Raw genomic sequence first — 23,507 nt, forward strand, 5'->3', positions numbered from 1 at the left:
AACGACGCCGTCTCCGACGTGAACCGGTCACCCGTCAACTGCATACCATCACCCGAATCACCCGCAAAACGAATGATCACCCGGTCCAGGCGGCGAATCTCGTTCACTCCCGCTCCCCGATCGGTGCCATGAGTTGTTTTTGCAGCGCGAGTTCCGTAGTGGTCAGCGGGACGTCCGGGCAAAGCCGTTCCGGATGGCCTACCGGCGGTTCCTTGAGGCGTGTCGCGGCCATCGGCACGGGCGGTCCCATCGTGGGGAGGCCCAGCCAGATCCAGCCCGCTGCCGTCAGTGAGCTGTAGATCTCGCGCAGGGCTCTTCTCACGTACTTCATGCGAGCTGCACCTCCGCCTCTGCTCGGGCACGGGGAGCCGCGGTGCCCGCGGACTGCTCCTCCTCGCTCCAGGTCCACAGCCTGGCCACCGCGTTCAGGTCCAGGTCGTGGCCCTCGGTCCAGATGCGGGCCGCTGCCGTGAGCACCGACTGGCGGTCGGCCTCGGGCGTACCGGCGCGGGCCGGGAGGAGCGGGGTCACCGCGCCGGCGCCCAGGCGGAGCGAGCGGTGCCTGCGGGCGAAGGCGGTGAGTGTCTGGCGGGGGCCCGCCTCGACGAGCAGGACGTCGTCGGCGGCCAGGAGCTCGTCCAGCGCGTTGCGGAAGTAGACCGTGTCGGTGATCTGGCGGGCCCAGAAGCGCGGGCTGCGCGCCTCGTCGGGGCTCATCAGGGCACCGGTGTAGCCGGAGTAGAGGGGCAGCTTCGGCTCCCGCAGCGGGATGTCGCGGTAGGCGATCTCCACCGCGTCGGAGGCGGGAGCCATCGCCGGGGAGTGGAAGGGGCTGGTCGCGGGCACCGTGACCACGGTGTGTCCGTCCGCCTTGAGGCGGGCCGCGACCTCGGTGAGCGGGCCCTTCGAACCCGCCAGCATCACCTGCTGGTTGGCGTTGACGGCCGCGATGCCGACGTCCTCGGTCAGGTACGGGAGCAGCTGCTCCTCACTCGCGGCGACCGCGAGCATGCCGCCCGCCGGGATCTTCACGGCCTCCCGGACCCGGGCCTGCACCATCCGGGCCGCGTCGCTCAGGGATACGACTCCGGCGAAGGTCGCGGCGACGAGCTCCCCCGCACTGTGGCCGAGGAACGCCGTCGGGCGGACGCCCCAGCTGAGTACGAGGCGGCCGAGCGCGTAGTCGATCGCGAACAGGAGGGGCTGGGCCCGGCGTACGTCGTCGATGCCGATGGAGGCACGCGTGGGGTCGAGCCAGTCGGCGCGGATACGGGGGCCCTCCTCGCCCATGTGGGAGAGGGCCGCGTCGACCGCCGCCGTGAAGACGGGTTCGCGGCGGTAGAGGCCGGCTGCCATCCCGGCGTGCTGGGAGCCCTGGCCCGGAAAGAGCAGGGCGATGGGCCGGGGGCGTGAGGCGTCGGTGGTGCGGGCCTTGTGTACGGCACGGGAGGCGAGGGCGGAGACGGTGACGGCCGCACCGCGTACCGGGCCGGGTGCGGTGCCGCAGGGCACCGTGGTCGGGAGGGCGGGGAAGATCTCGCGGTGTACGCCGCTGAGCATCGGCAGGAGTTCGCCGCGTACCCGTTCCTCGTCGGCAGCGTTCCGGCCCGACCAGAGGACGAGGCGGTGGCGGTCGGGATCGGTGCCGCGCGGGTTCTGGTGCATCGGCCGCAGTGCCGGGGCGGTGTCCTCGTCCGCGGGGCCGGTGACGTCGAGTACGCCGAGGACGCTGTCGCCCTCCGCCACTGCTTCGGCGGCGCGTTTGACCGCGTACACGGTGATGGTCTGGGGGTCGGGTTCGCCGAAGCCCGCGACGAGGGCGAGGTCGGCGGTTCCCTCGTGGAGTTCCCGGTGGGCCTGGCGCAGCGCACGGCCGGGGGTGGATGCGGTACGGACGGTGAAGCCTTCGTGTTCGGGCCTGATGCCCGGTTCGAAGACGGCCGCGCCGAGGAGGACGACGGTACGGGCCGGCAGGTCCTCGGGAGGACGGCCGAAGGCGCGCAGCACCGCCGATACGCCGGCGGCCGAGGCCATAGCCCGTGCGTGCTGCTGGGGCGCGGAGCCGGGGCTGACGATCAGCCGGCGGACCACCGCACTCCGGTTCGTGAGCGACATGGTTCCCTCCTCGTGGGCCGCGGCTCCGGCCCCACTCGGTGCTTATGGGGGCAATAAGGGGGCAATAAGGAGTAATCCGGGTGGTACGGCGCAGTGACGGCCGCCCCGCCCCGGGGGGACGGAAGGCGGGACGGCCGTAGGGGGCCGGCTCAGGCGGCGGGCGCCTGGCCGGAGTTGATGAGGGCGAGGAGGGCACCCGGGGTCTCGGCGTCGACGACGGCGTCGTCGGGGATCTCGATGCCGTACTCGCGCTGGATCTGCCCGATGACCTGGAGCAGTGCGAGGGAGTCGTAGCCGAGCTCCATGAACGGGGTGTCGATGACGTCACCGTCGAGGTCGATGCCCTCCTCCTCGCCTGCGCTCTCGCGCAGCATGCGGGTCAGGTCGGCCAGGGTCACTGTGGCGGTCGTGGTGCTCATGGTCGGTGCCGTCCTCTCGGTTGGGCGTATGGGTTGATCGGGTGTGCCGGTGGTGCTGGTGGGGGTGCCTGTGGTGCGTGGGGTTCGTGTGGCTTTTCAGCCCGGGCGGCGTACGACGAGTGCCGCGTTGAAGCCGCCGTGGCCGCGTGCGAGGACGAGCGCGTTGCGCAGTCCGGCCTCGCGTGCCTCGGTCACCAGGTCGATGGTGTGGCCCGCGGCTGCGGCGCCGACGTTGGCGGTGGGCGGGATGACACCGTCGCGCAGGGCGAGCAGTGCGGTCGCCGCGTCGAGGGCGGCGCCCCCGGCGAGCAGGCGCCCTGTCATGGTCTTCGGTGCGGTGACGGGGACCCCGTTCGCACCGAAGATCTCGGTGAGGGCCTGGGCCTCGGCCCGGTCGAGCTCGGGTACGCCGGCGGCGTCGGCGAAGACGACGTCGATGTCGGCGGCGGTGATCCCGGCGTCGGCCAGGGCGTTCTCGGCGGCTCTGCGCAAACCGGGCGGTCTGCCCGTTCCGGGGGCCGGGTCGAGGGTCGCCGCGTATCCGGCGATCTCCCCGTAGACCGTGGCGGCACCGCGGGCACGGGCCGACTCGGCGTCCTCGACGAGGAGGATCGCGCCGCCCTCGCCGGGTACGTATCCGCCGGCCTCCTCGGAGAAGGGCAGATAGGCGCGGGCCGGGTCGTTGACGGTGCTCATCAGGCCGGAGGCGATCTGCGGTACCCAGCCCCAGGGGCAGATGGCCGCGTCGATGCCGCCGGAGATGACGGCCGGGAAGCCCTTGCGGATGTGGCGGCGGGCGTGGCCGAGGGCGTCGATGCCGCCGGCCTGCTCGGTGAGCAGCACGCCGCTCGGTCCGCGCAGCTTGTGCCGGATGGAGATCTGGCCGGTGTTGACGGCGTAGAACCAGGCGAACGACTGGTAGGCGCTGACGTACTCCTTGCCCTTGCTCCAGAGGTTCTGCAGTTCCCGCTGGCCGAACTCGACGGCTCCGCCGGACGCGGCGGTCACCACGCCGATGCCGTACTCCGGCAGTTCGGTGGTGTCGATGCCCGCGTCGGCCAGGGCCCAGTCGGCCGCGGTCAGCGCGAGGCGCGTCATGTGGTCGGTCTGCGGCATCAGCCTGCTGGGGATGTGGTCCTCGGCGACGTAGTCGCTGACCTCCCCGGCGATCCGGGAGGGGTACTGGGTGGCGTCGAAGCGGGTGACGGGTCCGAGACCGGACTCGCCGGCCAGCGTGGCCTTCCAGTAGTCCTCGGTTCCCAGGCCGTTGGGGGCGGTGATGCCCAGGCCGGTCACCACTGCGGTGGTCATGAGGTGCTCCTCTCCGGGCGGGCCAGCACCATGGCGCTCTGGAATCCGCCGAAGCCGCTGCCCACGCTGAGGACCACGTCGGTCTTCTTCTCGCGGGCGACGAGCGGGATGTAGTCGAGGTCGAGCTCGGGGTCGGGCTCGTGGAGGTTCGCGGTGGGCGGAAGGATGCTGTGCTCCATCGCGAGGGCGCAGGCGGCGATCTCCAGGGAGCCGATGGCGCCGAGCGAGTGCCCGATCATCGACTTGATGGAGCTGATCGGGGTGCGGTACGCGTGCTCCCCGAGGCTGCGCTTGAACGCGCCGGTCTCATGACGGTCGTTCATCTTGGTGCCGGAGCCGTGTGCGTTGATGTAGTCGACGGTGTCCGGTGCGAGGCGGGCCTCGGCCAGGGCGACGTCGATGGCCTCCGCCATCTCGAGGCCCTCCGGCTTGAGGCCGGTCATGTGGTAGGCGTTGCAGCGGGAGGCGAAGCCCGCGATCTCGGCGTAGATGTGGGCGCCGCGCCGCCGTGCGCTCTCCAGCTCCTCCAGGACCAGGATCGCCGCGCCTTCGCCGAGGACGAGTCCGCTGCGGGTCCGGTCGAAGGGCCGGCAGGAGCTCTCCGGGGTGTCGTTGCGAGGGGTGGTGGCGTGGATGGCGTCGAAGCAGGCCGAGGTGATCGGTGAGATCGGGGCCTCGGTGGCACCGGCGATCATGATGTCGGTGGTGCCTTCGCGGATGAGTTCCACCGCGTGGCCCAGCGAGTCGAGACCGGAGGTGCATCCGGTGGAGACGACCGCTGCAGGGCCCTCCGCGCCTGCTGCCAGGCCGACTTCGGCGGCGATGGAGCTGGGTACGAAGTGCCGGTACAGCTCGGGTACGGCGTACTCGTGGTCCACGTTCCACTTGCGGCCGCCGTCGCTGACGACCGCGTACTCGCGTTCCAGACTGGTGGTGCAGCCGACCGCGCTGCCCACCGCGGTGCCTATGCGGCCCGGGTCGAGGGCGGAGAGGTCGAGGCCGCTGTCGGCGATGGCCTCCCGGGTGGAGACGACGGCGAACTGGGAGGCCCGGTCGAGTCTGCGGATCTCCTGGTGGGAGAGCCCGGCGGCCCTGGGGTCGAAGTCGCACTCGGCGGCGACCTGCGAACGGAACGGCGAGGGGTCGTAGAAGGAGATCCTGCGGGTGGCCGTACGGCCCGCCGTGAGCAGGTTCCAGTACTCCTTGACACCGACCCCACCGGGGGCCACGACGCCCAGGCCGGTGATGGCGACTCTGCGCATGGTCTACCTGGCCTTCGACGGGGCCGGGTGCGGCTCTGCGCACCTGCCGGTTGGCACTGTGGGGGTCACTGTCGATCCCTTCGTCCGTGTCACTGCTGATCGTGAGTCGATATCGGCGGCCGGGGCGGTTCGGGTTATGAACCCCCCGGCCGGCCGGGCCGGCCGGCCGCTCGCTCGTAGCGGGCCGCCGTTTCCGGTGCAGCCATGGAACGTCTGTGCCCTAGACCGGGACTCGCGTGTGCGTGGATCTGTCGAATCACCCCACTATGTGGGGATATTCCCGTGCTTACGGGACGGCACTTCGGCATGCTTCGTGCGCAGCATGGCCAGGGACCGGATGAGGATCCGACGGGTGTCACCGGGGTCGATCACGTCGTCCACGAGGCCTCGTTCGGCCGCGTAGTAGGGGTGCATCAGCTCGGTCCGGTACTCGTCGATGCGCTGCGCCCGCAGCGCCTCCGGGTCGTCGGCCGCGGCGATCTCCCGGCGGAAGATGACGTTGGCCGCGCCCTCCGCACCCATCACGGCGATCTCGTTCGTCGGCCAGGCGAAGGCCAGGTCTGCGCCGATGGACCGGGAGTCCATGACGATGTACGCGCCGCCGTAGGCCTTGCGCAGGACGAGGGAGATACGCGGCACGGTCGCGTTGCAGTACGCGTACAGGAGCTTGGCGCCGTGCCTGATGATGCCGTTGTGCTCCTGGTCGACGCCGGGCAGGAAGCCGGGCACGTCGACGAGGGTGACCAGCGGGATGTTGAAGGAGTCGCACGTCGAGACGAATCGTGCGGCCTTCTCGCTGGCATGGATGTCCAGAACCCCGGCCAGGGCCGCGGGCTGGTTGGCGACGATGCCCACCGGGTGGCCGTCCAGGCGGGCGAGCGCGCACACGATGTTGGGCGCCCACGCCTCGTGGACCTCGAAGCTCTCCCCGTCGTCGACGATCTCCTCGATGACCGTGCGGATGTCGTAACTGCGGCCGGGGTCGGCCGGCACCAGGTCGGTGAGGGCGTCGGTGCGCCGGTCGGCGGGGTCCTCGCAGGGCACCACCGGGGGCATCTCACGGTTGTTGGACGGCAGCAGTGCGATGAGGAACCGTACGTCCTCCAGGCAGGTCGCCTCGTCGTCGTACGCGAAGTGGCTGACACCCGAGACGCTCGCGTGCACATCGGCGCCGCCCAGGCCGTTGTGGGTGATCTTCTCGCCCGTCACCGCCTGCACGACGTCGGGTCCGGTGATGAACATCTGCGCCGAGTCCCGGACCATGAAGACGTAGTCGGTGAGCGCCGGCGAGTACGCGGCTCCCCCGGCGCACGGGCCGAGCATCACACTGATCTGCGGGATGACCCCGGAGGCCGCGACATTGCGGCGGAAGATCCCGCCGTAGCCCGCGAGCGCCGTCACACCCTCCTGAATACGGGCGCCCGCCCCGTCGTTGAGGCTCACCAGCGGTGCGCCCGCAGCCTCCGCGAGGTCCATCACCTTGTGCACCTTCGCGGCGTGCGCCTCGCCCAGGGCGCCGGCGAAGACGCGGAAGTCGTGCGCGTAGGCGAACACCGTCCGGCCGTGGACCAGCCCCCAGCCGATCACGACGCCGTCGCCGTGCGGTTTGCGTGCCTCGAGACCGAAGCCGGAGGCACGGTGCCGGCGCAGCGGCTCGATCTCGGTGAACGTGTCCTCGTCGAAGAGGAGTTCCAGCCGCTCGTGTGCGGTGAGCTTGTTCTTGTCGTGCTGCCGCCGAGTGGCCGCCGGGTCAGGCCCGCGGCTCACTTCCTCCTTGAGCCGGCGCAGTTCAGCGGCGGCGCGTCGCAGGTCGGGTGCGGCCGGTGCGACCGTCAGGTCGTCAAGGATCGTCATCGGCCGAACGTAGGAACGCCGGCTAGAGACGTACTGGAGAGCTCCTGCGAGGACGTACGGGAGGAGCTCTCGCCGAAAGGTCAGCCGGAGGCCGGGACCGGGAGGTCGAGCGCGGGGTCTGCGGAGAGAACAGCCTGGTGGAGGCGTTGCAGCCGGGCCGAGGGCTCCAGTCCGAGCTCGTCGACCAGCGTCACGCGCAGCCGCTGGTAGGCCTCGAGCGCCCGCCAGGCGCCGCCCGAGCGGTGCAGTGCGGTCATCAGCTGGGCGCAGAAGTTCTCGTGCATCGGGTGCCTGGCGGCCAGGACCCGCAGTTCGGGCACGATCTCCGTGTGCCGGCCGATTATGAGGTCGGCGTCGATGCGCCGCTCCAGGGCCGCCATCCGGTCCTCCTCCATGCGGAGCACCTCGAGCTCCAGCACGGTGCCGATGCGTACGTCGACGAGTGCGGAGCCCTGCCACATCTTGAGGGCCCGGCCCAGCAGGTCGGAGGCGGCGTAGTGGTCGCCCGCCTCGTGCGCGGCCCGCCCGGAGGCGGTGAGCTGGCTGAACTCGTGGGCGTCCACCTGGCCCGGCTGCACCTGGAGCAGATAGCCGCCGTGCTGGGTGATCAGGACGTCCTTGGCCTGGCGGGCCGGGTCCCCGTCGAGCGCTGCCGCGATCTTGCGGCGGAGCTGGAGGATGTAGGTCTGCAGGGTGGTGGCCGCGCTGCGCGGGATGTCCTCGCCCCAGATCTCCTCCATCAGCGTCGCCACGGTCACGACCCGGTCGGACTGCAGGGCGAGCAGGGACAGGATCTGGCGCGGCTTGGCCGCGGTGGGCACGACGGACACCCCGTTCTCACGGGCTGTCAGCGGTCCCAGGACTTTGATCTCCATGATTGCGCCCTCCCTTTCGTGCGCTGCGCGGCCGGCCCGGTGGTGGACCGGCATGAGCTTGCGGAGTCTTGGCCGAGCCTGACACCTGCGACGTTCGAGTCCCAGTGAGGTGGTCACGTGGGCGCACATGAAAATGTCATGCCCCGGTGGTGAGCCTCGCACTGTGCTGTGCGGTGCGGCGGGACGCAGAATCCTGGCACTCGGGAAACGAGTGAACGACGGAAACGCATCCGGTCTCGTATCACGGACCCTGGAGGGGGAACTCCATGAACATCACCATGCACGTCTCCGCACACAACGCCCCGGCCGGCACGGCCACCCAGCCGATCCCGTCCGATCACCGGCTCGCCCTGCTGACGGCCCGGGCCGGCCTCGAGCCCGAGCTGGCGCAGCGTTACACGAGCGACCCCGTCTCCGTACTCGCCGAGTTCGGCCTCCCGGCGACGGAGCCGGTCTACGGAGACATGTTCGGGCTCGTGCTCGGCGACGCGTACAAGAACAGCACGCCCGGCGGTACGGGGCGGGACCTGGTGATCGACCACCTGGACCGGCCGGGCACCGCCACGCTCTACGGGTGCTACAGCGGCATGGCACCCCTGCCCGGGGAAGAGACCGGGTCGGCGCTTGCATGACCATGACCGGGGGGACGGGCACCGAGCTGCCCGTGGGGTTCAAGAGGCATCTGCGGGTGGAGGCGGTCGAGGGGGACGCCGTCTACCTGCTGTCGGAGCAGGGCACAACGGCCCTGCAGGGGCGTGAGGTTCAGGAGCTCGCGGCCCTGCTGGACGGCACCCGCACCTTGGCCGGTGTGCTGCGGGACGCGGCGGCGACCCTGCCGCCCGCCACTGCGGCCCGCATGATCGCGGAACTCGCCCGGGCCGATCTGATCGGCTATCACGACCCGGCCACCGACGCCTGTACGGAGGCGTACTGGGAGTTCGCCGGCATCGACGGTCCCAGCGCCTCCGCGTCGTTCCGTAGGACGCCGGTGGAACTGGTGACCCTCGGACGGGCCGACCCCCGGGCGGCCAGGGCGGAGTGCCTGGCCGCCGGACTGCGGGTGGCCGGACCGGACGAGGAGGAGCCGGCGGCGCTCTCTCTCGTCCTGTGCGACGACTACCTGGACCCCCGGCTGGCCGAGATCGACGCCCGGCACCGGGAGTCGGGCCGGGCCTGGCTGCTGGCCAAGCCGAGCGGCGCGGAGACCTGGGTGGGCCCGGTGTTCGGGTCGGAGCAGGGTGCCTGCTGGGAGTGTCTGGCCCACCGCCTGCGCGGCCACCGGGCCTCCCGGGCACCGGTTCTGCATGCCCTCGGGCTCGCGGGTACGGTCCCGGTCCCGGAGGCGTCGTTCGCCACCGTTCGGGCGCTCGGGCTGCACACGGCGGTGCTGGAGGCCACGAAATGGGTGGCGGGCATGCGGTACGAGGGCCAGCAGACGGTATGCACGCTGGACACCCGCACCCTGCACACCAGCCGGCATCCGGTGGCCCGCCGCCCGCAGTGCCCGACGTGCGGGGATCCGGGGCTCGTCCCGGAGCGGGTACGAAGACCCTTCGTACCGAGATCCAGCCCGAAGGTGCACACAGTGGGGGGCAACCACCGGGCGGAGAGCGCGGAAACGGTGCTCGCGCGCTACCGGCACCTCGCCGGTCCGGTCACCGGCATCGTCTCCGGACTCCGCCCGGCACCCGGTTCTCCGGAGGGCCTGAACCGGTACGTCGCCGGGCGCAACATGGCTCTCGGCGACAGCCGTTCACTGGCCGGGCTGCGGGGCGGGCTGCGGGGGCAGAGCGGCGGCAAGGGGACGACTCCGCAGGAGGCCGAGGTGGGCGCCCTGTGCGAGGCGCTGGAACGTTACTGCGGAACCCGGCAGGGCGATGAGCCCACCGTGCGCGACACCCTGACCGGGCTCGGGGACGCGGCCCTGCACCCCAATTCCTGCCAGCTGTTCGCCGGCCGCCAGTTCAGGGAGCGGGACCGCTGGAACGCCCGGCACTCCCGCTTCCAGCAGGTCCCGCCCCCGTTCGACCCGCAGGCACCGGCCGACTGGACCCCGGTCTGGTCACTCACCTCCAACACCCAGCGCCTGCTGCCCACCTCCATGCTCTACTTCGGCCCCGGGCCGAACGGCGTACCCGCCGCTCCCTGGGCCGACTCCAACGGCAATGCCGCGGGCAGCAGTCCGGAGGACGCCGTCGTCCAGGGTTTCCTGGAGGTGGTGGAGCGGGACGCGGTCGCACTGTGGTGGTACAACCGCACCCGGCAGCCCGCGGTGGACCTCGACGCGTTCGACGAGCCGTGGCTGGCCGGGACCCGGCAGGCGTACGCGCGGCTGCACCGGGACATCTGGGTGCTCGATCTCACCGCGGACTTCGGCATTCCGGTGATGGCCGCACTGTCCCGGCGCACCGACCGGGCCGCCGAGGGCATTTCCTTCGGCTTCGGGGCTCATTTCGATCCACGGCTGGCACTGCGAAGAGCAGTGACGGAGATGGCCCAACTGCTGCCTCCGGAGGAGAACTCTCCCGAACTCCTTTCCGCGGACCGGGATCTCTCCTCCTGGTGGCATGGCGCGACGGTGGAAAATCAGCCATACCTCAGCGCGGATCCAGCCGAAAGCCCACGCACCCCCGACAGCTACATCTTCACCGCCCGAGGGGATCTGCGCGAGGACATCGAGTTGGCCGAAACCCTCGTACGGAGTCACGGAATGGAGATGCTCATTCTCGACCAAACCCGGCCCGACGTGGGACTTCCCGTAGTGAAGGTGATCATTCCGGGGATGCGGCACTTCTGGGCCCGATTCGCCCCGGGCCGCCTCTTCGACATACCTGTGAAACTCGGACGACTTGAACACCCGGTCTCCTACGAACAAATCAACCCCGTACCGCTGTTCGTCTGAATCCGGCTGCCGTCCACATCCGCTGGCTCACGGACAACCGGAAGACATAGCATGCGTCCGCCACTGTTGGTCCTTGGCGAGGAGGCGGCGATGCCGAAGAGAAACGTCGTTCCGTTCTCACCCCGGGCGCAGGCACCGGCCCCCCGGCTGGCCCGCGCGATTATCGTGGTGGCTCTTGTTTGTTACGGCACCATGACGGTGCTCAATGTTGTGCGGACCCGTCCTGAAACGACACAGCTCGTTATCTGTATCGGACTGGTTCTGGCGGTGTTCGGCGTACAGCTGGCGGTGTCCTCACCGCAAGCCCGGCGTTGGCCGACCGGCTGGAAAGCGCTTGTGCTGGGCGTGCAGGCGGTGCTCACTTTCGCCCCGCTCGTCTGGTTCGGCACCAACTGGGGAAGCATGGAGGGGCCGCTCGCCGCCTCGCTGCTGCTCACCCTTCCGGCGCGCTACGCCTGGCCCAGCTACGGGCTGCTGATCGCCTTCATCCCGGTGTACAACCTGATGGCCGGGGCGACGATCGACCTGGTGCTGTACTTCACGATCGCCGGCATCCTCACCGGTCTCGTCATCTACGGCCTGACCCGTCTCACCGACCTGGTGCACGAGGTGCATGCCACCCGGGAGGAGCTGGCCCGGATGGCCGTGACGCAGGAACGGCTGAGGTTCGCCAGGGATCTGCACGACCTGCTCGGCTACAGCCTCTCCGCCATCACGCTCAAGGGAGAACTGATCCAGCGGCTGATCAGCAGCCGCCCGGACAAGGCCCGCGAGGAGACGGCCTCGGTGCTGCAGGTGGCACGCCAGGCCCTGGCCGACGTACGACTGGTGTCCAGTGGCTACCGCGACATGTCGCTGTCCGAGGAGGCGGAATCGGCGGGGACCGTGCTCGCCGCCGCGGACATCCGGGCGGATGTCACGGTCGAGTGCGGGCGGCTGCATCCGGTGGTCGACACCGTGCTCGCCACCGCGCTGCGCGAAGGAGTCACCAATATTCTGCGACACAGCCGGGTCCGGGTCTGCACCATCAGGGCGGAGCTGGACGAAGAAACGGTCCGCCTCAGCCTGACCAACGACCGTCCGCACGAACAGACCGACGTCTTCTCCGCGCGGGCCGTCGGTGGAAGCGGGCTGGACAACCTGAGGTGCCGGTTCGCCGCCATAGGCGGCGGACTGACCGCGGGACTTCAGGAAGACGGCCGGTTCCAACTCGAGGTATGGGCACCGATCAGGCCCCAGAGCCACGACAGCGAGCTCTTCGTACTCGAGCCCGCGGCCCCGGAGAGATCCGCTGTAGCCTGACTTCACATCATCTGACCGGGGGTAACGATGCTGTCCGTGAGAATCCTCCTCGCCGAGGATGTTCACATGATCCGTGGCGCGCTGGTGGCGCTGCTCCAGCTGGAGCCGGATCTTCATGTGGTCGCCGCGGTGGACCGCGGTGACACGATCGTGGCGACGGCGCTCGCGTCCAAACCGGACGTGGCGGTGATCGACATCGATCTCCCCGGCATCGACGGTCTGACGGCGGCAGCCGAGCTCCATGAACAGCTGCCCAGCTGCCGCACGCTGATCCTCACGAGCCTCGGGCGTCCCGGCACCCTGCGGCGCGCCCTGTCCGCCCATGTCTCGGGCTTCCTGCTCAAGGACTCGCCGCCGGACCAGCTGGCGCTGGCCGTACGCTCGGTGGCGACCGGACGCCGGGTCGTCGACCCCCAACTCGCACTGACCGCCTGGGACTCCCCGGAGAACCCGCTGTCCCCGCGGGAGCTGGAGGTACTACGGCTCGCCACCCGCGGCGCCGACGCCGCCGAGATCGCCGGCTGTCTGTACCTGTCCAAGGGCACGGTCCGTAACTACCTCACGGCCATCGTCGGCAAGCTCGGCGCGCGCAACCGTATCGACGCGATCCGGATCGCCGAGGAAGCCGGCTGGCTCCCCTGACCGCGTCTGCCCAGGCCCGCGGACCGCACCGGGTGCGCCCAGCAGTGTGTCGAGCATGCCGTCGTCCAGGGTGGTCCCGACCGACAGGTCCGCCAGCTCGCCGAACCCGGTGTCGCAGACCGCGACGCTCACGACATAGCCCTCCCCTGCCCGGAACGTACCGAACTGCCACTCCGAGCCCGGAACGGGCGAGCCGTCCGGCCGGACCAGCCGGGTGCCGTCGCCGCCCCGGCCGCCGCCCCTGTCGCCGTCCAGAGCGAAGCCGAACTCGGTGAAACGGAAGCGCAGTCCCTGGCCCAGCGCCTTGCTGTACGCCTCCTTGAGCGTCCACAGCCGCACCATGGTGTCGTTGCGCGCCCCGTCCCCGCCGGCGTCCAGCCGCTCCTTCTCGTACGGAGTGCACGCCTGGCGCTCGGAGCCGGTGTGCGCGAGCCGCCGGTCGGCGCGCTCCACGTCGACGCCGATGCGTCCCCTGCGGGTGATGCCGACGACCATCATCTCCTCGGTGTGGCTGAGGCTGACGTCGATCTGGTCGCAGCCGCGCACGTACGGACGCCCGCCCGGCTGGTACGCCAGGTCCACCAGGTCGGGGCCGGTGCGCAGGACCGCCGCCGCGGCATGCCGCAGGAACAGCCGGGAGGCGACGAACCTCTCGCGCATACGGGGCTGGGAGAGGTTCTCGTAGCGACGCCAGTCCCGGCCCAGCTGCCGGCGCAGTTCGGCCTCCGTGTCTCCCTGCGGAATCCAGGCGGGCATCGTCGCGTACATCACGACACTGCCGGTACGGGACAGCTCCCCGTGGATGTCGCCCCAGGGGCCACCGGGGCCTTCGGCGAGCAACGGGCGCCCGACCCGTTCCCTCACCTCAGGCTCCGGACAGGGCCGCGGCCAGCGGCCCGGCGTCGAGTGCGGAGATCACCCCTGCCAGGTCCACGGCGTCGCTCGCCGGCCCCTGGCACACGGGCAGGCAGACGGGACCGCGCGGTCCGCCGCCCATCCGCCGCAGATACGGCGTGAGGACGGCCTGGGGTCCGATCTCCACGACATGCGTGGGCGCCTGCTGTGCGAGCAGGCTGCGCGCGGCATCGGCGAACCGGACGGGTGCGGTGATCTGCTCGGTCCAGTACGGGGCGTAGAGCGGCTCGGTGGCCAGCCGGCCGTACACCGTCGAGTAGAACGGCACCCGGGCGGCTCCGCCGGGCATCCGCCGGACGATCGCTTCGAACTTGGGGACCACGGGGGCCATCAGCGGGGAGTGGAAGGCGTGCGACACGGCCAGGTGACGGCAGCGGATGCCGCGCTCGCCGAGCCGGGTCTCGATGCGTTCCAGTGCGGCACGGTCGCCGGAGAGCACGATCGCCTTCGCCGCGTTGATGGCGCTGATGCCCACGGCGGGTTCGGCTGCGACGAGCTCGGCGGCCTCGTACGGCGTGATGCAGATGGCCATCATGCCGCCGCCCGGCGGCAGGTACTGCATGAAGGCACCGCGCATCGACACCAGCTTCGCGGCGTCGGCCAGGGTGAGCGCCCCGGCGACGGTGGCGGCCGCGAACTCCCCGATGCCGTGGCCGAGTACGGCCACCGGGCGCACCCCGGCCTCCTCCAGGGTCCGGGCCAGGGCGTACTCGACCGCGAACAGGGCGGGCTGGGTCAGCGCGGTGCGGTGGATGGCCGGGTCGTCGGCGAGGATCAGCTTCACGATGGACTGCTTGGTCCACGGCATGATCGCGGCGTCGGCCTCGTCGAGGAAGGCGCGGTAGCCGGTGGAGTTCAGGTAGAGCCCGGAGGTCATCCCCGGGTGCTGGGAGCCCTGGCCGGTGAAGACGAACGCGGCGCGGATCTGGCTGCCGCCCTGGTTCACGTCCCGCATCGCGAGGAGGTCGGCGAGCTGACGCACGGTGGGGTAGGCCCAGATGTCGTCGGGCTCGATGAGCGGGCCGAACTCCTCCTCGATGTCGCCGTAGAGGCTGAGCGCGGCCACCGAGTCGAGGCCCTCCTCGGCCAGCGGAACGGTGTCTTCCACCGGGCGGCCGATGTAGTGCGCGACCCGTTCGCTCAGCCACTCGCGGTGGGCCACGGCGAAGTCGTCCTGCGCTCGGGGCGGTTGGTCCTGCATGAGTCTGCTCCCTGTCGGGCTCTGGGGCGGGGGCGCCCGGGGCGGTCGGGGGTACGGGGGGTGGCGGCCGGGGGTGTTCAGGCGAGCGGCGAGCTGTAGAGGTCGTAGCTGCGGCGGTTGTGCAGCCGGGCCATGACCTCGTCCAGCGCGAGGCGCTCGCAGTCGGCCGGGCGGTCGGGCAGCGGCAGCCCGAGCCGTCTGACGAGCCGGTACAGCACCGCGGTGGCCCAGGCGGGGGCGGCCAGGAAGGAGTCGACGCGATCGGCGGGCGCGTTCCGCTGTTCGCGCCACACCCCGAGCGCGGCCGCCCCGGCGAGCACCAGCGTGTAGCGGTCCGCGAGACCGAAGCTGTGCGGGCTGGAGAGGGCCTCCCGGTCGCCCTGCGGCACCTTCTCGAACGCCTTCTTCAACTCGACGAGCTCCCCCGTGAGCGCCCGGGCCAGGAAGCGCAGGGTAGGACCGCCCTCCCCCTCCTCGCCCGGCCCCCCTGTTGCTTCGAGCAGATCCGTGCAGGCGACCAGGGTCGCGGCGAGCGGGTCGCCGTCGCCGAGCAGGACGGGCTGGGACAGATCCAGGGGCGGCAGCGTTTCGTGCGGGCGGAACAGGCCGGGGGGCGGTTCGGGATCCGCGAACCAGGCATGCCGTGCGAAGTACGGGAGCTGGGGCAGGATGCTGACCTGCCGGCCGGCGCTGCCCGCATGGCCCAGCGAGGTGACCGGCAGGTCGCGGCGCTGCTTCTGGAACATCCCGTACGCACCGTCCTGGGCGAACGTTTCCTCACCCAGCACCGACGACATCTCGTCCATGCTCTCGGCCACGAGCTTCGGCGCCAGGTAGGCGGCGGCCGCCGCGTAGGCACTCATCTGCCGGGGCAGCAGATGCAGCGCCCTGGTCGCGACCAGGGCGAGGCAGTCGATGACCAGCAGGTCCAGGAATCCACCGGTGAGCACGTCGCGGACATGCTGTACGTCCAGGGACGAACGGCCGTCCGCCCGGGTCCGGTTGGCGAATCTGGCGACGGTGCGCAGTGCGGTGTCGGCGCCGGCCAGCACGATGGACGGGATCAGTCCCCGGATGAGCAGCGAGGAACGCAGCGACAGCTCGTAGCCGTCACCGACCTCGCCGAGCACGGCGCTCTCGGGTACGGGGCAGTCGGTGATCCGCAGTCCGCCGAATTCCGCGCTGCGCATGCCCGTGGTGGTGCGGCGGGCCAGGTCCTCGACCCGCTCGGCGGGCAGTTCGTCACGGTCGAGCAGCAGCACCGTGTGACTGCGGCCGCGGGCGGCACCCTCCGTGCGGGCGAAGATGACCAGGCCGGTGGCGCGCGAGGCGTTGGCGATGGCGGACTTGCTGCCGTCGAGGACCAGGCCGCCGGGGACGGTGCGTGCGGTGAACTCGTCGCGGACGAAGTCGTTGCCGTGGGCGACCTCGTGCCGGGCGACGGCGACGCGCCGGCCGCCGAGGAGCAGCCGGGCGGCGTGCCTGCGCTGTCCGGGGTCGCCCGCGGTCCACACCGGGGTGGTGGCGAAGAAACAGTTGAGCCCGTAGCCGAAGCCGAGGGACGCGTCCCGGCGGAAGACGGGGCGGAGGATCCGGCCGAGCACGTCCATCCGCTCCAGCCTGCCGCCCACATCGGCGGGCACGAACTCGGCGTTGAGGTCGAACGCGTCCAGCACCTGCTCGGCCTCGGGCAGCACCTCGCCCGCCGCGTCGGCGGCGAGCAGGCCGGCGGTGCCGAGCGGGTTCGCGGGGTCGTCGAGGGAGCCGAACGCCCGCTCCAGGGTGTCGATCCGCTCCTCTGCCGTGGTCATCGCTGCCTCCCCGCTGCCAGCAGCAGCTCGACCTCGGGCTCGATCCGCTGGTGCAGCGGGTCGAGCTCACCGCGCAGGAACAGCCGGCGCATGGCCGCCCGTTCCACCTTGCCGCTCGTCGTCCGGCGTACCGTGCCGGGCCGTACGAGCAGCACCCCGGCGGTACGGACCTCGTACTCCTCGCTCAGCCGTTGCTGGACGGCCGCGGCGAGGGCCGCCAGGTCGATGTCGTACCGGCTCCGGGCACGCAGCTCCTGGACGATGACGATGCGTTCGCGGGCGCCGGGCACCGCGAAGGCGGTGGCGGCCCCGAAGAGGCCGCTGACCTGCTGCACCGTGCGTTCCAGGTCCTGCGGGTAGAGGTTGCGCCCGGCGACGACGATCATGTCCTTGAGCCGGCCGGTGACGTGCAGCAGACCGTCGTGCAGAGCGCCCAGGTCACCGGTGCGGAGATAGCCGCCGCCACCGCCGTCGATACGGCAGTCGAAAGCCGCCGCGGTCTCGGCGGGGCGGGCCCAGTAGCCGGGGCCCACGCTCTCGCCGCGGACCCAGATCTCCCCGATCCGGCCGTCCGGCAGCTCGCGGCAGGTCTCCGGGTCGACGATGCGCAGCTCGGCGGACGCGGCGGGGCCGCAGTGCGCGAGGGTGCGGCCGGGGCCGGTGGGCGCGGTGAGCCGGCCGGCCTCCAGCGCGGCCGCGTCGACAGTGCGGGCGGCGGCGGCCGGGGCGGTGCGGGTGCCGGAGACGAGGAGGGTCGCCTCGGCCAGGCCGTAGCAGGGCGCCAGGGCTCCGGGGCGCAGTCCGGCCGGGGCGAAGCGCTCGGCGAACTCCGTCAGGGTGGCGGGGTCGATGGGCTCGCCACCGTTGACGGCGACCTCCCAGCGCGACAGGTCCAGGCCCGCGAGCTGCGAGTCGTTGATCCTGCGCACGCACAGCTCGTACGCGAAGTCCGGGGCGCCGCTGACGGTCAGGCCGTACCGCGAAATGACCTCCAGCCAGTTCGCGGGCCGCTTGACGAACGCGGCCGGCGACATCAGCACAGCGGTGCCGCCGAGCCACAGGGCGTGCAGGAGCTGACCGACCAGTCCCATGTCGTGGTGGAGCGGCAGCCAGCCGCCCATCCGGATGCCGGGACGGGTGCCGAGTGCCTCCTGGATGGCCCGCTGGTTGGCGAGCAGGCTGCGGTGGGTGACGACCACGCCGCGGGGGTCGCGGGTGGAGCCGGAGGTGTACTGGAGGTAGGCGACCGTGTCCGGGTCGGGGACGAAGGGCTGCCAGGTCTCGGGGGCGTCGGCGGCGGCCGGGCCGTCGGCCAGGAGGCAGACGACGTCGCCGTGGCCGGTGCGGGCGAGCAGCTGGGAGACCTCCGCGGCCTCGTCGGTGGAGGTGAGCACGCAGACGGCGGCGGCCTCCTTGACGATCCCGGCGATGCGGTCGTCGTGGTGTCCGCGGCCGCCGGGCGGGGCGACGGGTACGGCGACGGCTCCCGCGTACAGGCAGGCGAGGAAGCCGGTGACGAACAGCGCGCGTGAGCGGTGCGCGATCAGCACCCGCTCCCCCGGCTGCACATGCCGGCGCAGCGCGGTCGCCAGGGTACGGGCCGAGCGGTCGAGTTCCGCGTACGCGATCGTCTGCGGCCACAGGCTGCCGTCGCGCTCGGTGAGGAGGATCAGCGCCTCCCGGTCCGGCGTCTCGGCGGCCTGGGCTTGGATGTGTTCCGTAAAGGTCCGGTGACCTCTCACGCCTCCCCCTCCCATGTCGTGGCACCGTCCCCGGGGACGGGCCACGGCTGGCTCTGCTGTCGGCACGGTAGGGGTGCACCCTTGAGGGGTCCTCGACCTTGCCCGTGGATGTACGGCGAATGCCGCTTCATGGCGCGGTCCAGGTGACCGGGTGCCGGTAGCCGCCACGCTTGACGGTCCATCCGGCGTAGGCCGCCCTGGTCTCCTCGTCCGGTTCGCCGGAGCGGCGGACCAGGGCGAGCAGCACGGCGGTCACGGCCGCCAGCTCGGCCTCGTCCGGCCGGCCGCGGAGCACGGTGATGCGCATCGGATTCGCCATGACGACAGCGTGCTCCCACCTGCTCGAAGCGGGCTCGCGCCCGGGACGCGCCGGAGCCGAGGACCTGGTGGCCCTCGGCTCCGGCGCGGGTGGAGGCGGTGTGGCGCGGGGTTTCAGCTCAGGACGCGTTCGTACGCGACGTGGCGGGTGCGTTCCACGACGACGTCCGCGCGCTCCCGCATCTGCGCGGTCAGCGCGGCGTATCCGCCGTCGGCCAGGGCGCGTTCGCAGTCGTCGGTGTCCCGCCACCACTGGATACCGGTGTACACGTCGGGGCGAAGGGTCGAGCGCAGCAGATCGCTGCCACCGAAGCCGCCGAGCCGTCCGAAGTGCTCGTCCGCCTCGGCGAAGCGCCGCTCGAACAGCGACGGGTCGCGATAGATCCTGGCCCGGGTCAGGACCACGTTCTCCGCCCCGACCTCGGCGTTCTCCTTCAGTACCCGCGCCACGCTGACGGCCTGGTCCACTTCGGTGTTCACCATCGGGCCGAGCTGTTTGACGTGGGCCTGGAAGGTGTCGTCGTGGACGGTGTTCAGGAAGCCCCGCATGGTCCGCCAGTGTCCGAGGTGGACGAACACCTCGGGGTGCTCGACGAGCTGGACGGTCACCAGGAAGTCGAAGTCCTGGCGTCTGCGCAGGTACTGGGAGTGATCCCTGAACTCGCGCTCGAACCGCTCGGTGTCGCCCTTCACCTCGAACCGGTTGACCACGGTGACGGGTGTGTCCTGACTACGACTGTGCACGCGCTTCCTCCGCGAACTGCTTGGCGTGACGCAAAGTGGTGGAGCTGTTGGTACCGAGGGCCTTGCGCACCAGTGCGCGTGCCTCGGCAAGGGTGGCCTGCGGGCCCAGCGCGGTGCGTACACCGGCCGGGTCCAGGGTCACGGTGTGCCAGGAGGTGGCCCTGACCGTACCGTCCCCCAGTGACTCGATCACCCAGCGGCCCGTGTGCCCGGCCATCGCGACCGGTACCCGGAGCTGCTTGTAGACGATGACGTCGCGGTCCTCGAAGCAGACCCGGACCGAGGTGGTGTTGTGCGTGGAGCCGTCCGGGCTGCGGGTGTCCATGTCCATGTGCTGGATACCCGGCTCGTCCTCGGTGAGGTCGAGGCGCGCCACGTGCGGCAGCCGCTCGGGCCACAGGTCTGCGCGGTTCAGGAAGGCGAACACGTCGCCGGCCGCCCCGAACACGGTCTCGGAGTCGCTGAAGGTGAAGTGGAGTTCCTCGCGGGCGTCGCCCTGCTCGGCGGTGTTCTTGAGAGCGAGGAGCTCGGCGCGGCTGTTGCCGTCGACGGCACTCTCGATGAGCTCCTCCGCGGCCGGGTCGCCGTCGACGGCCCGGTAGTCGTGCAGCAGCGTGACCCGGGTGGTGCCGTCCTCGAGCTCCTGGACGCGCCACTCGCCGCCCATCGAGGCGACGGGTGCGGCCGTGACGACCTGGCGGAAGGTGATGGTCCGGGCTGCCGGGTCCAGGACCCGGCGCGAGGTCCAGGTGCGGACCTTGTCACCGGCGACGGCCCAGATACGCAGGAGCTGCTCACCCCCGTCGGCGGGGGCCTCCTCCAGCACCTCGACGTGCACGGTGGGGCCGAACACCTGGGGCCACTCGGCGACATCGGCCACCAGCGCGTAGACGGCGGCAGGTGACGCCGCCACGGTGATGGAGTGCTCGGTGACATGGAGTGCTTCGGTTTCGGACGTAGCGGTCGGCGCCACGGCAGACCTTCCCTTCGACAGTCCGCAGCAAGGCGGATCACAAGGCTGACATGAAGTGCTCAAGCGAAACTGGAGAACCGGTGGACCCGTCTATGCGGCGGCCCAGTCGGGGCGTTCGAGGATGTCCAGGACGGCGCAGCCCCAGCTGTATCCGGCGCCGACGCTGACCAGGACGCACCGGTCGCCGGGCGCCGCCCGGCCGGAGACCATCAGATGGTCCAGGCCGGCGAATTGGTCACCCGCGCCGAGGTGTCCGACCGTGCGGCTGAAGTCCCAGGTGGTGCGGGCGGGATCGATACCGAACGGCTTGTAGTAGATGGAGGTCAGGCGTCGTTTCCCGAAGTGCGGCAGCACCACCCAGTCGGCCTCGGAGAGTTCGCTGCCGGCGTCGGCCAGTGCCTGTTTGATGACCGTCTGCTGGCCGTTGTGTGCCCGGGTGATGGCGTACGAGATCCCGGCACGGCCGACGAAGGACCGTTTCGCGGCCTCGAAGTCCACGGGCATGCGATGGCCGAACGGAGCTGTGGTGAACGGATCGTCGCCACGGTGCAGCGGCTCCAGCTCGGGGTCCGCGTACAGGGCGAGCGAGACCAGCCGGGCGAAGCCGCCGCGCCGGGAGAGCACGAGTGAGGTGGCGCCGTCGGCGTACGGGGTGCCGGGGTCGGTGTTCCAGCGGTCGATGCCGGGCGCGCAGAACCGGTCGGCCGTGGTGAGCAGCGCGTCGCTGTGCCCGTGGCCCGCGGTGAGGTAGGCGGTGGCCAGATCGAGTGCGGCGAGCCCGCCGTTGGACATCTGCCGGATCTCGATGGCCTGGCAGGTGTTGCCGAGCGCCTCACGCTGGATGTAGGAGGCGACGGGCCACAGGTCCTGGCCCTGGTGGTAGGTGTCCGCATGCAGCAGCAGATCGACATCGCCGCCGTGGGTGCCGGCCCGCTCCAGGGCGGTCCGGGCGGCGGCCGCGGCCATCTCCGCGGCCGACTCGTGGGGCGAGTACGCCACCGATTCCATGCCGGTGGCCGCTGCCACCCGGGGCGGGCACGCCCCGGAGGCGACGGCGTCGGCCACCGGGATGCGGGAGGGAAGCCGTGTGGAGGTCCCCCGTATGTAGACGTCTTCCAGACGCACTGTCACTCCAAGGAAGGTCGGGGCAGAGGCTGTCGGGGGACCTCGGGCCGGGAAGCGGACGCGGTCCGGTGCGTGCGATTCCGAGGCGGAGGAGGGAGACGACGCGGAGCGTCGCCGACCGACGACAACGCCGAGGGGGGTCCCCCCTGGCCCTTGAGGCCTTGGGGGAGTACGTGCCAGGGCGTGGCCGCCCGGTCGGAGGTCACCCGGCAGCCTCTTCAGCCCGTTGCGGCGGCGGCCAGGGGCGGGGCGTCGCGGACCAGGCCGGGCGGCCCGTCGAGCAGGACGTAGTGGACCGCGTCCAGGAGCGCCTGCCAGCTGGCCGCGGTCGTGTTGCCGTCCACGCCGACGGTGCCCCAGCGGCGTTCCCCGTCCCGGTAGGAGATGAGCACCCGGGCGGCGGCGCCGCTGCCGGTCTCTCCGCTGAGCACCCGCACCCGGTAGTCCACCAGTTCGAGTCGGGCCAGGGCGGGGAAGCAGGGGTCCAGGGCCGTGTGCAGCGCGGTGTCCAGCGCGTTGACGGGGCCGTTGCCGTGCCCGGTCGCGGTGACGCTGCGGCCCTGGACCAGGAGCCGTACGGTGGCCTCGGTGCGGACCTCGCCGCTCAGCACCCCGAACACCCCGACGGACCAGGACTCGACCTCGAAGGGGCGGGGCCCGGGGCCGCCGGCGAGCTCCTCGCGGAGCAGCAGCTCGAAGGAGGCGTCGGCGGACTCGAAGCTGTAGCCGCTGTTCTCCAGGTTCTTCACCCGGGTCGCGGCGCGGGCCACTTCGTCGGAGCCCGCTTCGACGTCGTACCCCAGTTCGCGCGCCTTGAGTTCGATCGACGAGCGTCCGCCCATGTCGGAGACGAGGGTGCGCATGGTGTTGCCGACCAGCTCCGGGGTGGTGTGCTGGTAGAGGTCGGGGTCGACCCGCAGGGCGGAGGCGTGCAGTCCGGCCTTGTGGGTGAAGGCCGAGCCGCCGATGTACGGTGCGGCGACGTTGCCGGCCACCTGGGTCAGCTCGGTGACGGCCCGGCCGGCCGCGGCCAGCTCCCGCAGCTTCTCCAGCGGAACGACCTCGCGGCCCCGCTTGAGTACGAGGTTCGCGATGACGGTGAACAGGTCGGCGTTGCCGCACCGTTCGCCGTAGCCGTGCGCGGTGCCCTGCGCCTGGACGGCCCCCGCGTCCACCGCCGCCATGGTGTTGGCGACGGCGCAGCCGGTGTCGTTGTGGCAGTGGATGCCGAGCTGCACTCCGGTCAGGGCGAGCGTCTCGGCGACGACGGACCGCACCTCGTCGGGCAGTGAACCGCCGTTGGTGTCGCAGAGGACGACGGTCTCCGCGCCGGCCTCGGCCGCTGCGCGGACCACGGCCAGCGCGTACTCGCGGTTGAGCTGGTAGCCGTCGAAGTAGTGCTCGGCGTCGACGAACACCCGCCGGCCGGCGTGCACCAGGTGGCGTACCGTCCCGCTGATCATGGCGAGGTTCTCGGCGAGTGTGGTGCGCAGCGCGTTGCGCACATGGCCGGTGTGGCTCTTGGCGACCAGGGTCACCACCGGGGTCTCCGCCTCCAGCAGGGCGCGTACCTGCGGGTCCAGGGAGGCGGGTACGCCGGGCCTGCGGGTGGCGCCGAAGGCGGCGAGCACGGCGTTCTTCAGGTCGAGTTCGGTCCGGGCACGGCGGAAGAACTCGGTGTCCTTCGGCACGGCCCCCGGCCAGCCTCCCTCGATGAAGCCCACCCCGAGGTCGTCGAGCCGGCGTGCGACGGCGAGCTTGTCCTCGACCGTCAGCACCATGCCTTCCTGCTGAGTGCCGTCACGCAGGGTCGTGTCGTAGAGCTGGAAGCTCTGCTCGGCCATCGCCCCTCCCTTGTCCTGTGTGCGCCGGCGATGGCCGGCCGCTGTCCGGATACTTCCCCCACGGTCCGGCGGCGGGCCGGAGAAAGGCTCGAGCGGTGATGGACCGTGCGCACACGACGGTGCGGCGGGAGCGGTCCGCCAAGGCCCTCCGC

The 23,507-nt window shown here is 71.4% G+C and carries 20 protein-coding genes and 1 pseudogene; 4 read left to right on the forward strand and 17 right to left on the reverse strand.

The genetic code is table 11. From position 1 onward, the window contains the following. The 8 genes from ACFWBQ_RS37425 to ACFWBQ_RS37460 form a co-directional block, all read right to left on the reverse strand. Positions 1-182 (reverse strand): hypothetical protein (locus ACFWBQ_RS37425; RefSeq protein WP_385508308.1); only part of this gene is annotated, 182 nt, incomplete at its 3' end. Then, entirely contained in the window at positions 104-331 is a 228-nt protein-coding gene (locus tag ACFWBQ_RS37430) for a DUF6059 family protein (protein ID WP_385508310.1), read from the reverse strand. The genes ACFWBQ_RS37425 and ACFWBQ_RS37430, both read right to left, overlap by 79 nt. Then, positions 328-2,115: an acyltransferase domain-containing protein gene (locus ACFWBQ_RS37435; protein ID WP_385508312.1), complete on the reverse strand. Its 1,788-nt coding sequence runs from the start codon at positions 2,113-2,115 to the stop codon at positions 328-330. Before ACFWBQ_RS37435 ends, ACFWBQ_RS37430 begins: the two co-directional genes overlap by 4 nt. 149 nt (positions 2,116-2,264) lie before the next feature. Continuing rightward, on the reverse strand, positions 2,265-2,534 hold the full coding sequence (locus ACFWBQ_RS37440) for an acyl carrier protein (RefSeq protein WP_329207366.1): 270 nt from the start codon (positions 2,532-2,534) through the stop codon (positions 2,265-2,267). Positions 2,535-2,630: 96 nt separating this feature from the next. After that, positions 2,631-3,845: a ketosynthase chain-length factor gene (locus tag ACFWBQ_RS37445; RefSeq protein ID WP_329207368.1), complete on the reverse strand. Its 1,215-nt coding sequence runs from the start codon at positions 3,843-3,845 to the stop codon at positions 2,631-2,633. Next, complete coding sequence (locus ACFWBQ_RS37450) at positions 3,842-5,107, reverse strand: beta-ketoacyl-[acyl-carrier-protein] synthase family protein (protein ID WP_385508315.1); 1,266 nt, start codon at positions 5,105-5,107, stop codon at positions 3,842-3,844. Before ACFWBQ_RS37450 ends, ACFWBQ_RS37445 begins: the two co-directional genes overlap by 4 nt. Positions 5,108-5,371: 264 nt before the next feature. After that, a complete protein-coding gene (locus tag ACFWBQ_RS37455; RefSeq protein WP_385508318.1) occupies positions 5,372-6,961 on the reverse strand; it encodes an acyl-CoA carboxylase subunit beta in 1,590 nt (529 codons plus the stop codon). A gap of 80 nt (positions 6,962-7,041) precedes the next feature. Beyond that, a complete protein-coding gene (locus ACFWBQ_RS37460) occupies positions 7,042-7,836 on the reverse strand; it encodes a BTAD domain-containing putative transcriptional regulator (RefSeq protein ID WP_385508321.1) in 795 nt (264 codons plus the stop codon). A 266-nt stretch (positions 7,837-8,102) separates the two neighbouring features. Here ACFWBQ_RS37460 and ACFWBQ_RS37465 point away from each other — a divergent pair, with 266 nt between their 5' ends. The 4 genes from ACFWBQ_RS37465 to ACFWBQ_RS37480 all read left to right on the forward strand — a co-directional run bounded on the left by ACFWBQ_RS37465 (position 8,103) and on the right by ACFWBQ_RS37480 (position 12,682). Next, positions 8,103-8,468, forward strand: coding sequence for a hypothetical protein (locus tag ACFWBQ_RS37465; protein ID WP_385508324.1), 366 nt, complete (start codon positions 8,103-8,105; stop codon positions 8,466-8,468). Then, on the forward strand, positions 8,465-10,738 hold the full coding sequence (locus ACFWBQ_RS37470) for a TOMM precursor leader peptide-binding protein (protein ID WP_385508326.1): 2,274 nt from the start codon (positions 8,465-8,467) through the stop codon (positions 10,736-10,738). Before ACFWBQ_RS37465 ends, ACFWBQ_RS37470 begins: the two co-directional genes overlap by 4 nt. A gap of 90 nt (positions 10,739-10,828) precedes the next feature. Next, positions 10,829-12,040, forward strand: a complete 1,212-nt coding sequence (locus ACFWBQ_RS37475; protein WP_385508328.1) for a sensor histidine kinase — start codon at positions 10,829-10,831, stop codon at positions 12,038-12,040. A 27-nt stretch (positions 12,041-12,067) separates the two neighbouring features. Beyond that, positions 12,068-12,682 carry a response regulator transcription factor gene (locus tag ACFWBQ_RS37480; protein ID WP_329207379.1) on the forward strand — a complete coding sequence of 205 codons (615 nt, stop codon included), beginning with the start codon at positions 12,068-12,070 and terminating at the stop codon, positions 12,680-12,682. Positions 12,683-12,928: 246 nt separating this feature from the next. On the opposite strand, the pseudogene ACFWBQ_RS37485 reads toward ACFWBQ_RS37480, so the two are convergent. The 9 genes and pseudogenes from ACFWBQ_RS37485 to cimA all read right to left on the reverse strand — a co-directional run. Beyond that, positions 12,929-13,450: pseudogene (locus tag ACFWBQ_RS37485) on the reverse strand (4'-phosphopantetheinyl transferase family protein); the annotation flags it as partial. 97 nt (positions 13,451-13,547) lie between these two features. Then, positions 13,548-14,798 carry an acyltransferase domain-containing protein gene (locus tag ACFWBQ_RS37490; protein ID WP_385508329.1) on the reverse strand — a complete coding sequence of 417 codons (1,251 nt, stop codon included), beginning with the start codon at positions 14,796-14,798 and terminating at the stop codon, positions 13,548-13,550. 77 nt (positions 14,799-14,875) lie between these two features. After that, positions 14,876-16,609: an acyl-CoA dehydrogenase gene (locus ACFWBQ_RS37495; protein ID WP_385508331.1), complete on the reverse strand. Its 1,734-nt coding sequence runs from the start codon at positions 16,607-16,609 to the stop codon at positions 14,876-14,878. Beyond that, positions 16,606-18,351 (reverse strand): fatty acyl-AMP ligase, encoded by a 1,746-nt coding sequence (locus ACFWBQ_RS37500; RefSeq protein ID WP_385508333.1) that lies wholly within the window; start codon positions 18,349-18,351, stop codon positions 16,606-16,608. The genes ACFWBQ_RS37495 and ACFWBQ_RS37500 overlap by 4 nt, the downstream gene beginning before the upstream one ends. A gap of 127 nt (positions 18,352-18,478) precedes the next feature. Continuing rightward, complete coding sequence (locus ACFWBQ_RS37505; protein WP_383187603.1) at positions 18,479-18,670, reverse strand: acyl-CoA carboxylase subunit epsilon; 192 nt, start codon at positions 18,668-18,670, stop codon at positions 18,479-18,481. Between the two features lie 113 nt (positions 18,671-18,783). Then, positions 18,784-19,413: an antibiotic biosynthesis monooxygenase family protein gene (locus ACFWBQ_RS37510; RefSeq protein ID WP_385508336.1), complete on the reverse strand. Its 630-nt coding sequence runs from the start codon at positions 19,411-19,413 to the stop codon at positions 18,784-18,786. Further along, a complete protein-coding gene (locus ACFWBQ_RS37515; RefSeq protein WP_385508337.1) occupies positions 19,400-20,386 on the reverse strand; it encodes an aromatase/cyclase in 987 nt (328 codons plus the stop codon). Before ACFWBQ_RS37515 ends, ACFWBQ_RS37510 begins: the two co-directional genes overlap by 14 nt. Before the next feature lie 90 nt (positions 20,387-20,476). Continuing rightward, positions 20,477-21,511, reverse strand: a complete 1,035-nt coding sequence (locus ACFWBQ_RS37520) for a ketoacyl-ACP synthase III family protein (RefSeq protein WP_385508339.1) — start codon at positions 21,509-21,511, stop codon at positions 20,477-20,479. Between the two features lie 218 nt (positions 21,512-21,729). Next, the gene (gene cimA, locus ACFWBQ_RS37525; RefSeq protein ID WP_385508338.1) at positions 21,730-23,355 is read right to left on the reverse strand and encodes a citramalate synthase; all 1,626 of its coding nucleotides are present in this window, start codon (positions 23,353-23,355) and stop codon (positions 21,730-21,732) included. Positions 23,356-23,507: the final 152 nt, after the last annotated feature.

It is taken from the genome of Streptomyces sp. NPDC060035, assembly GCF_042736635.1.
GTDB lineage: Bacteria > Actinomycetota > Actinomycetes > Streptomycetales > Streptomycetaceae > Streptomyces.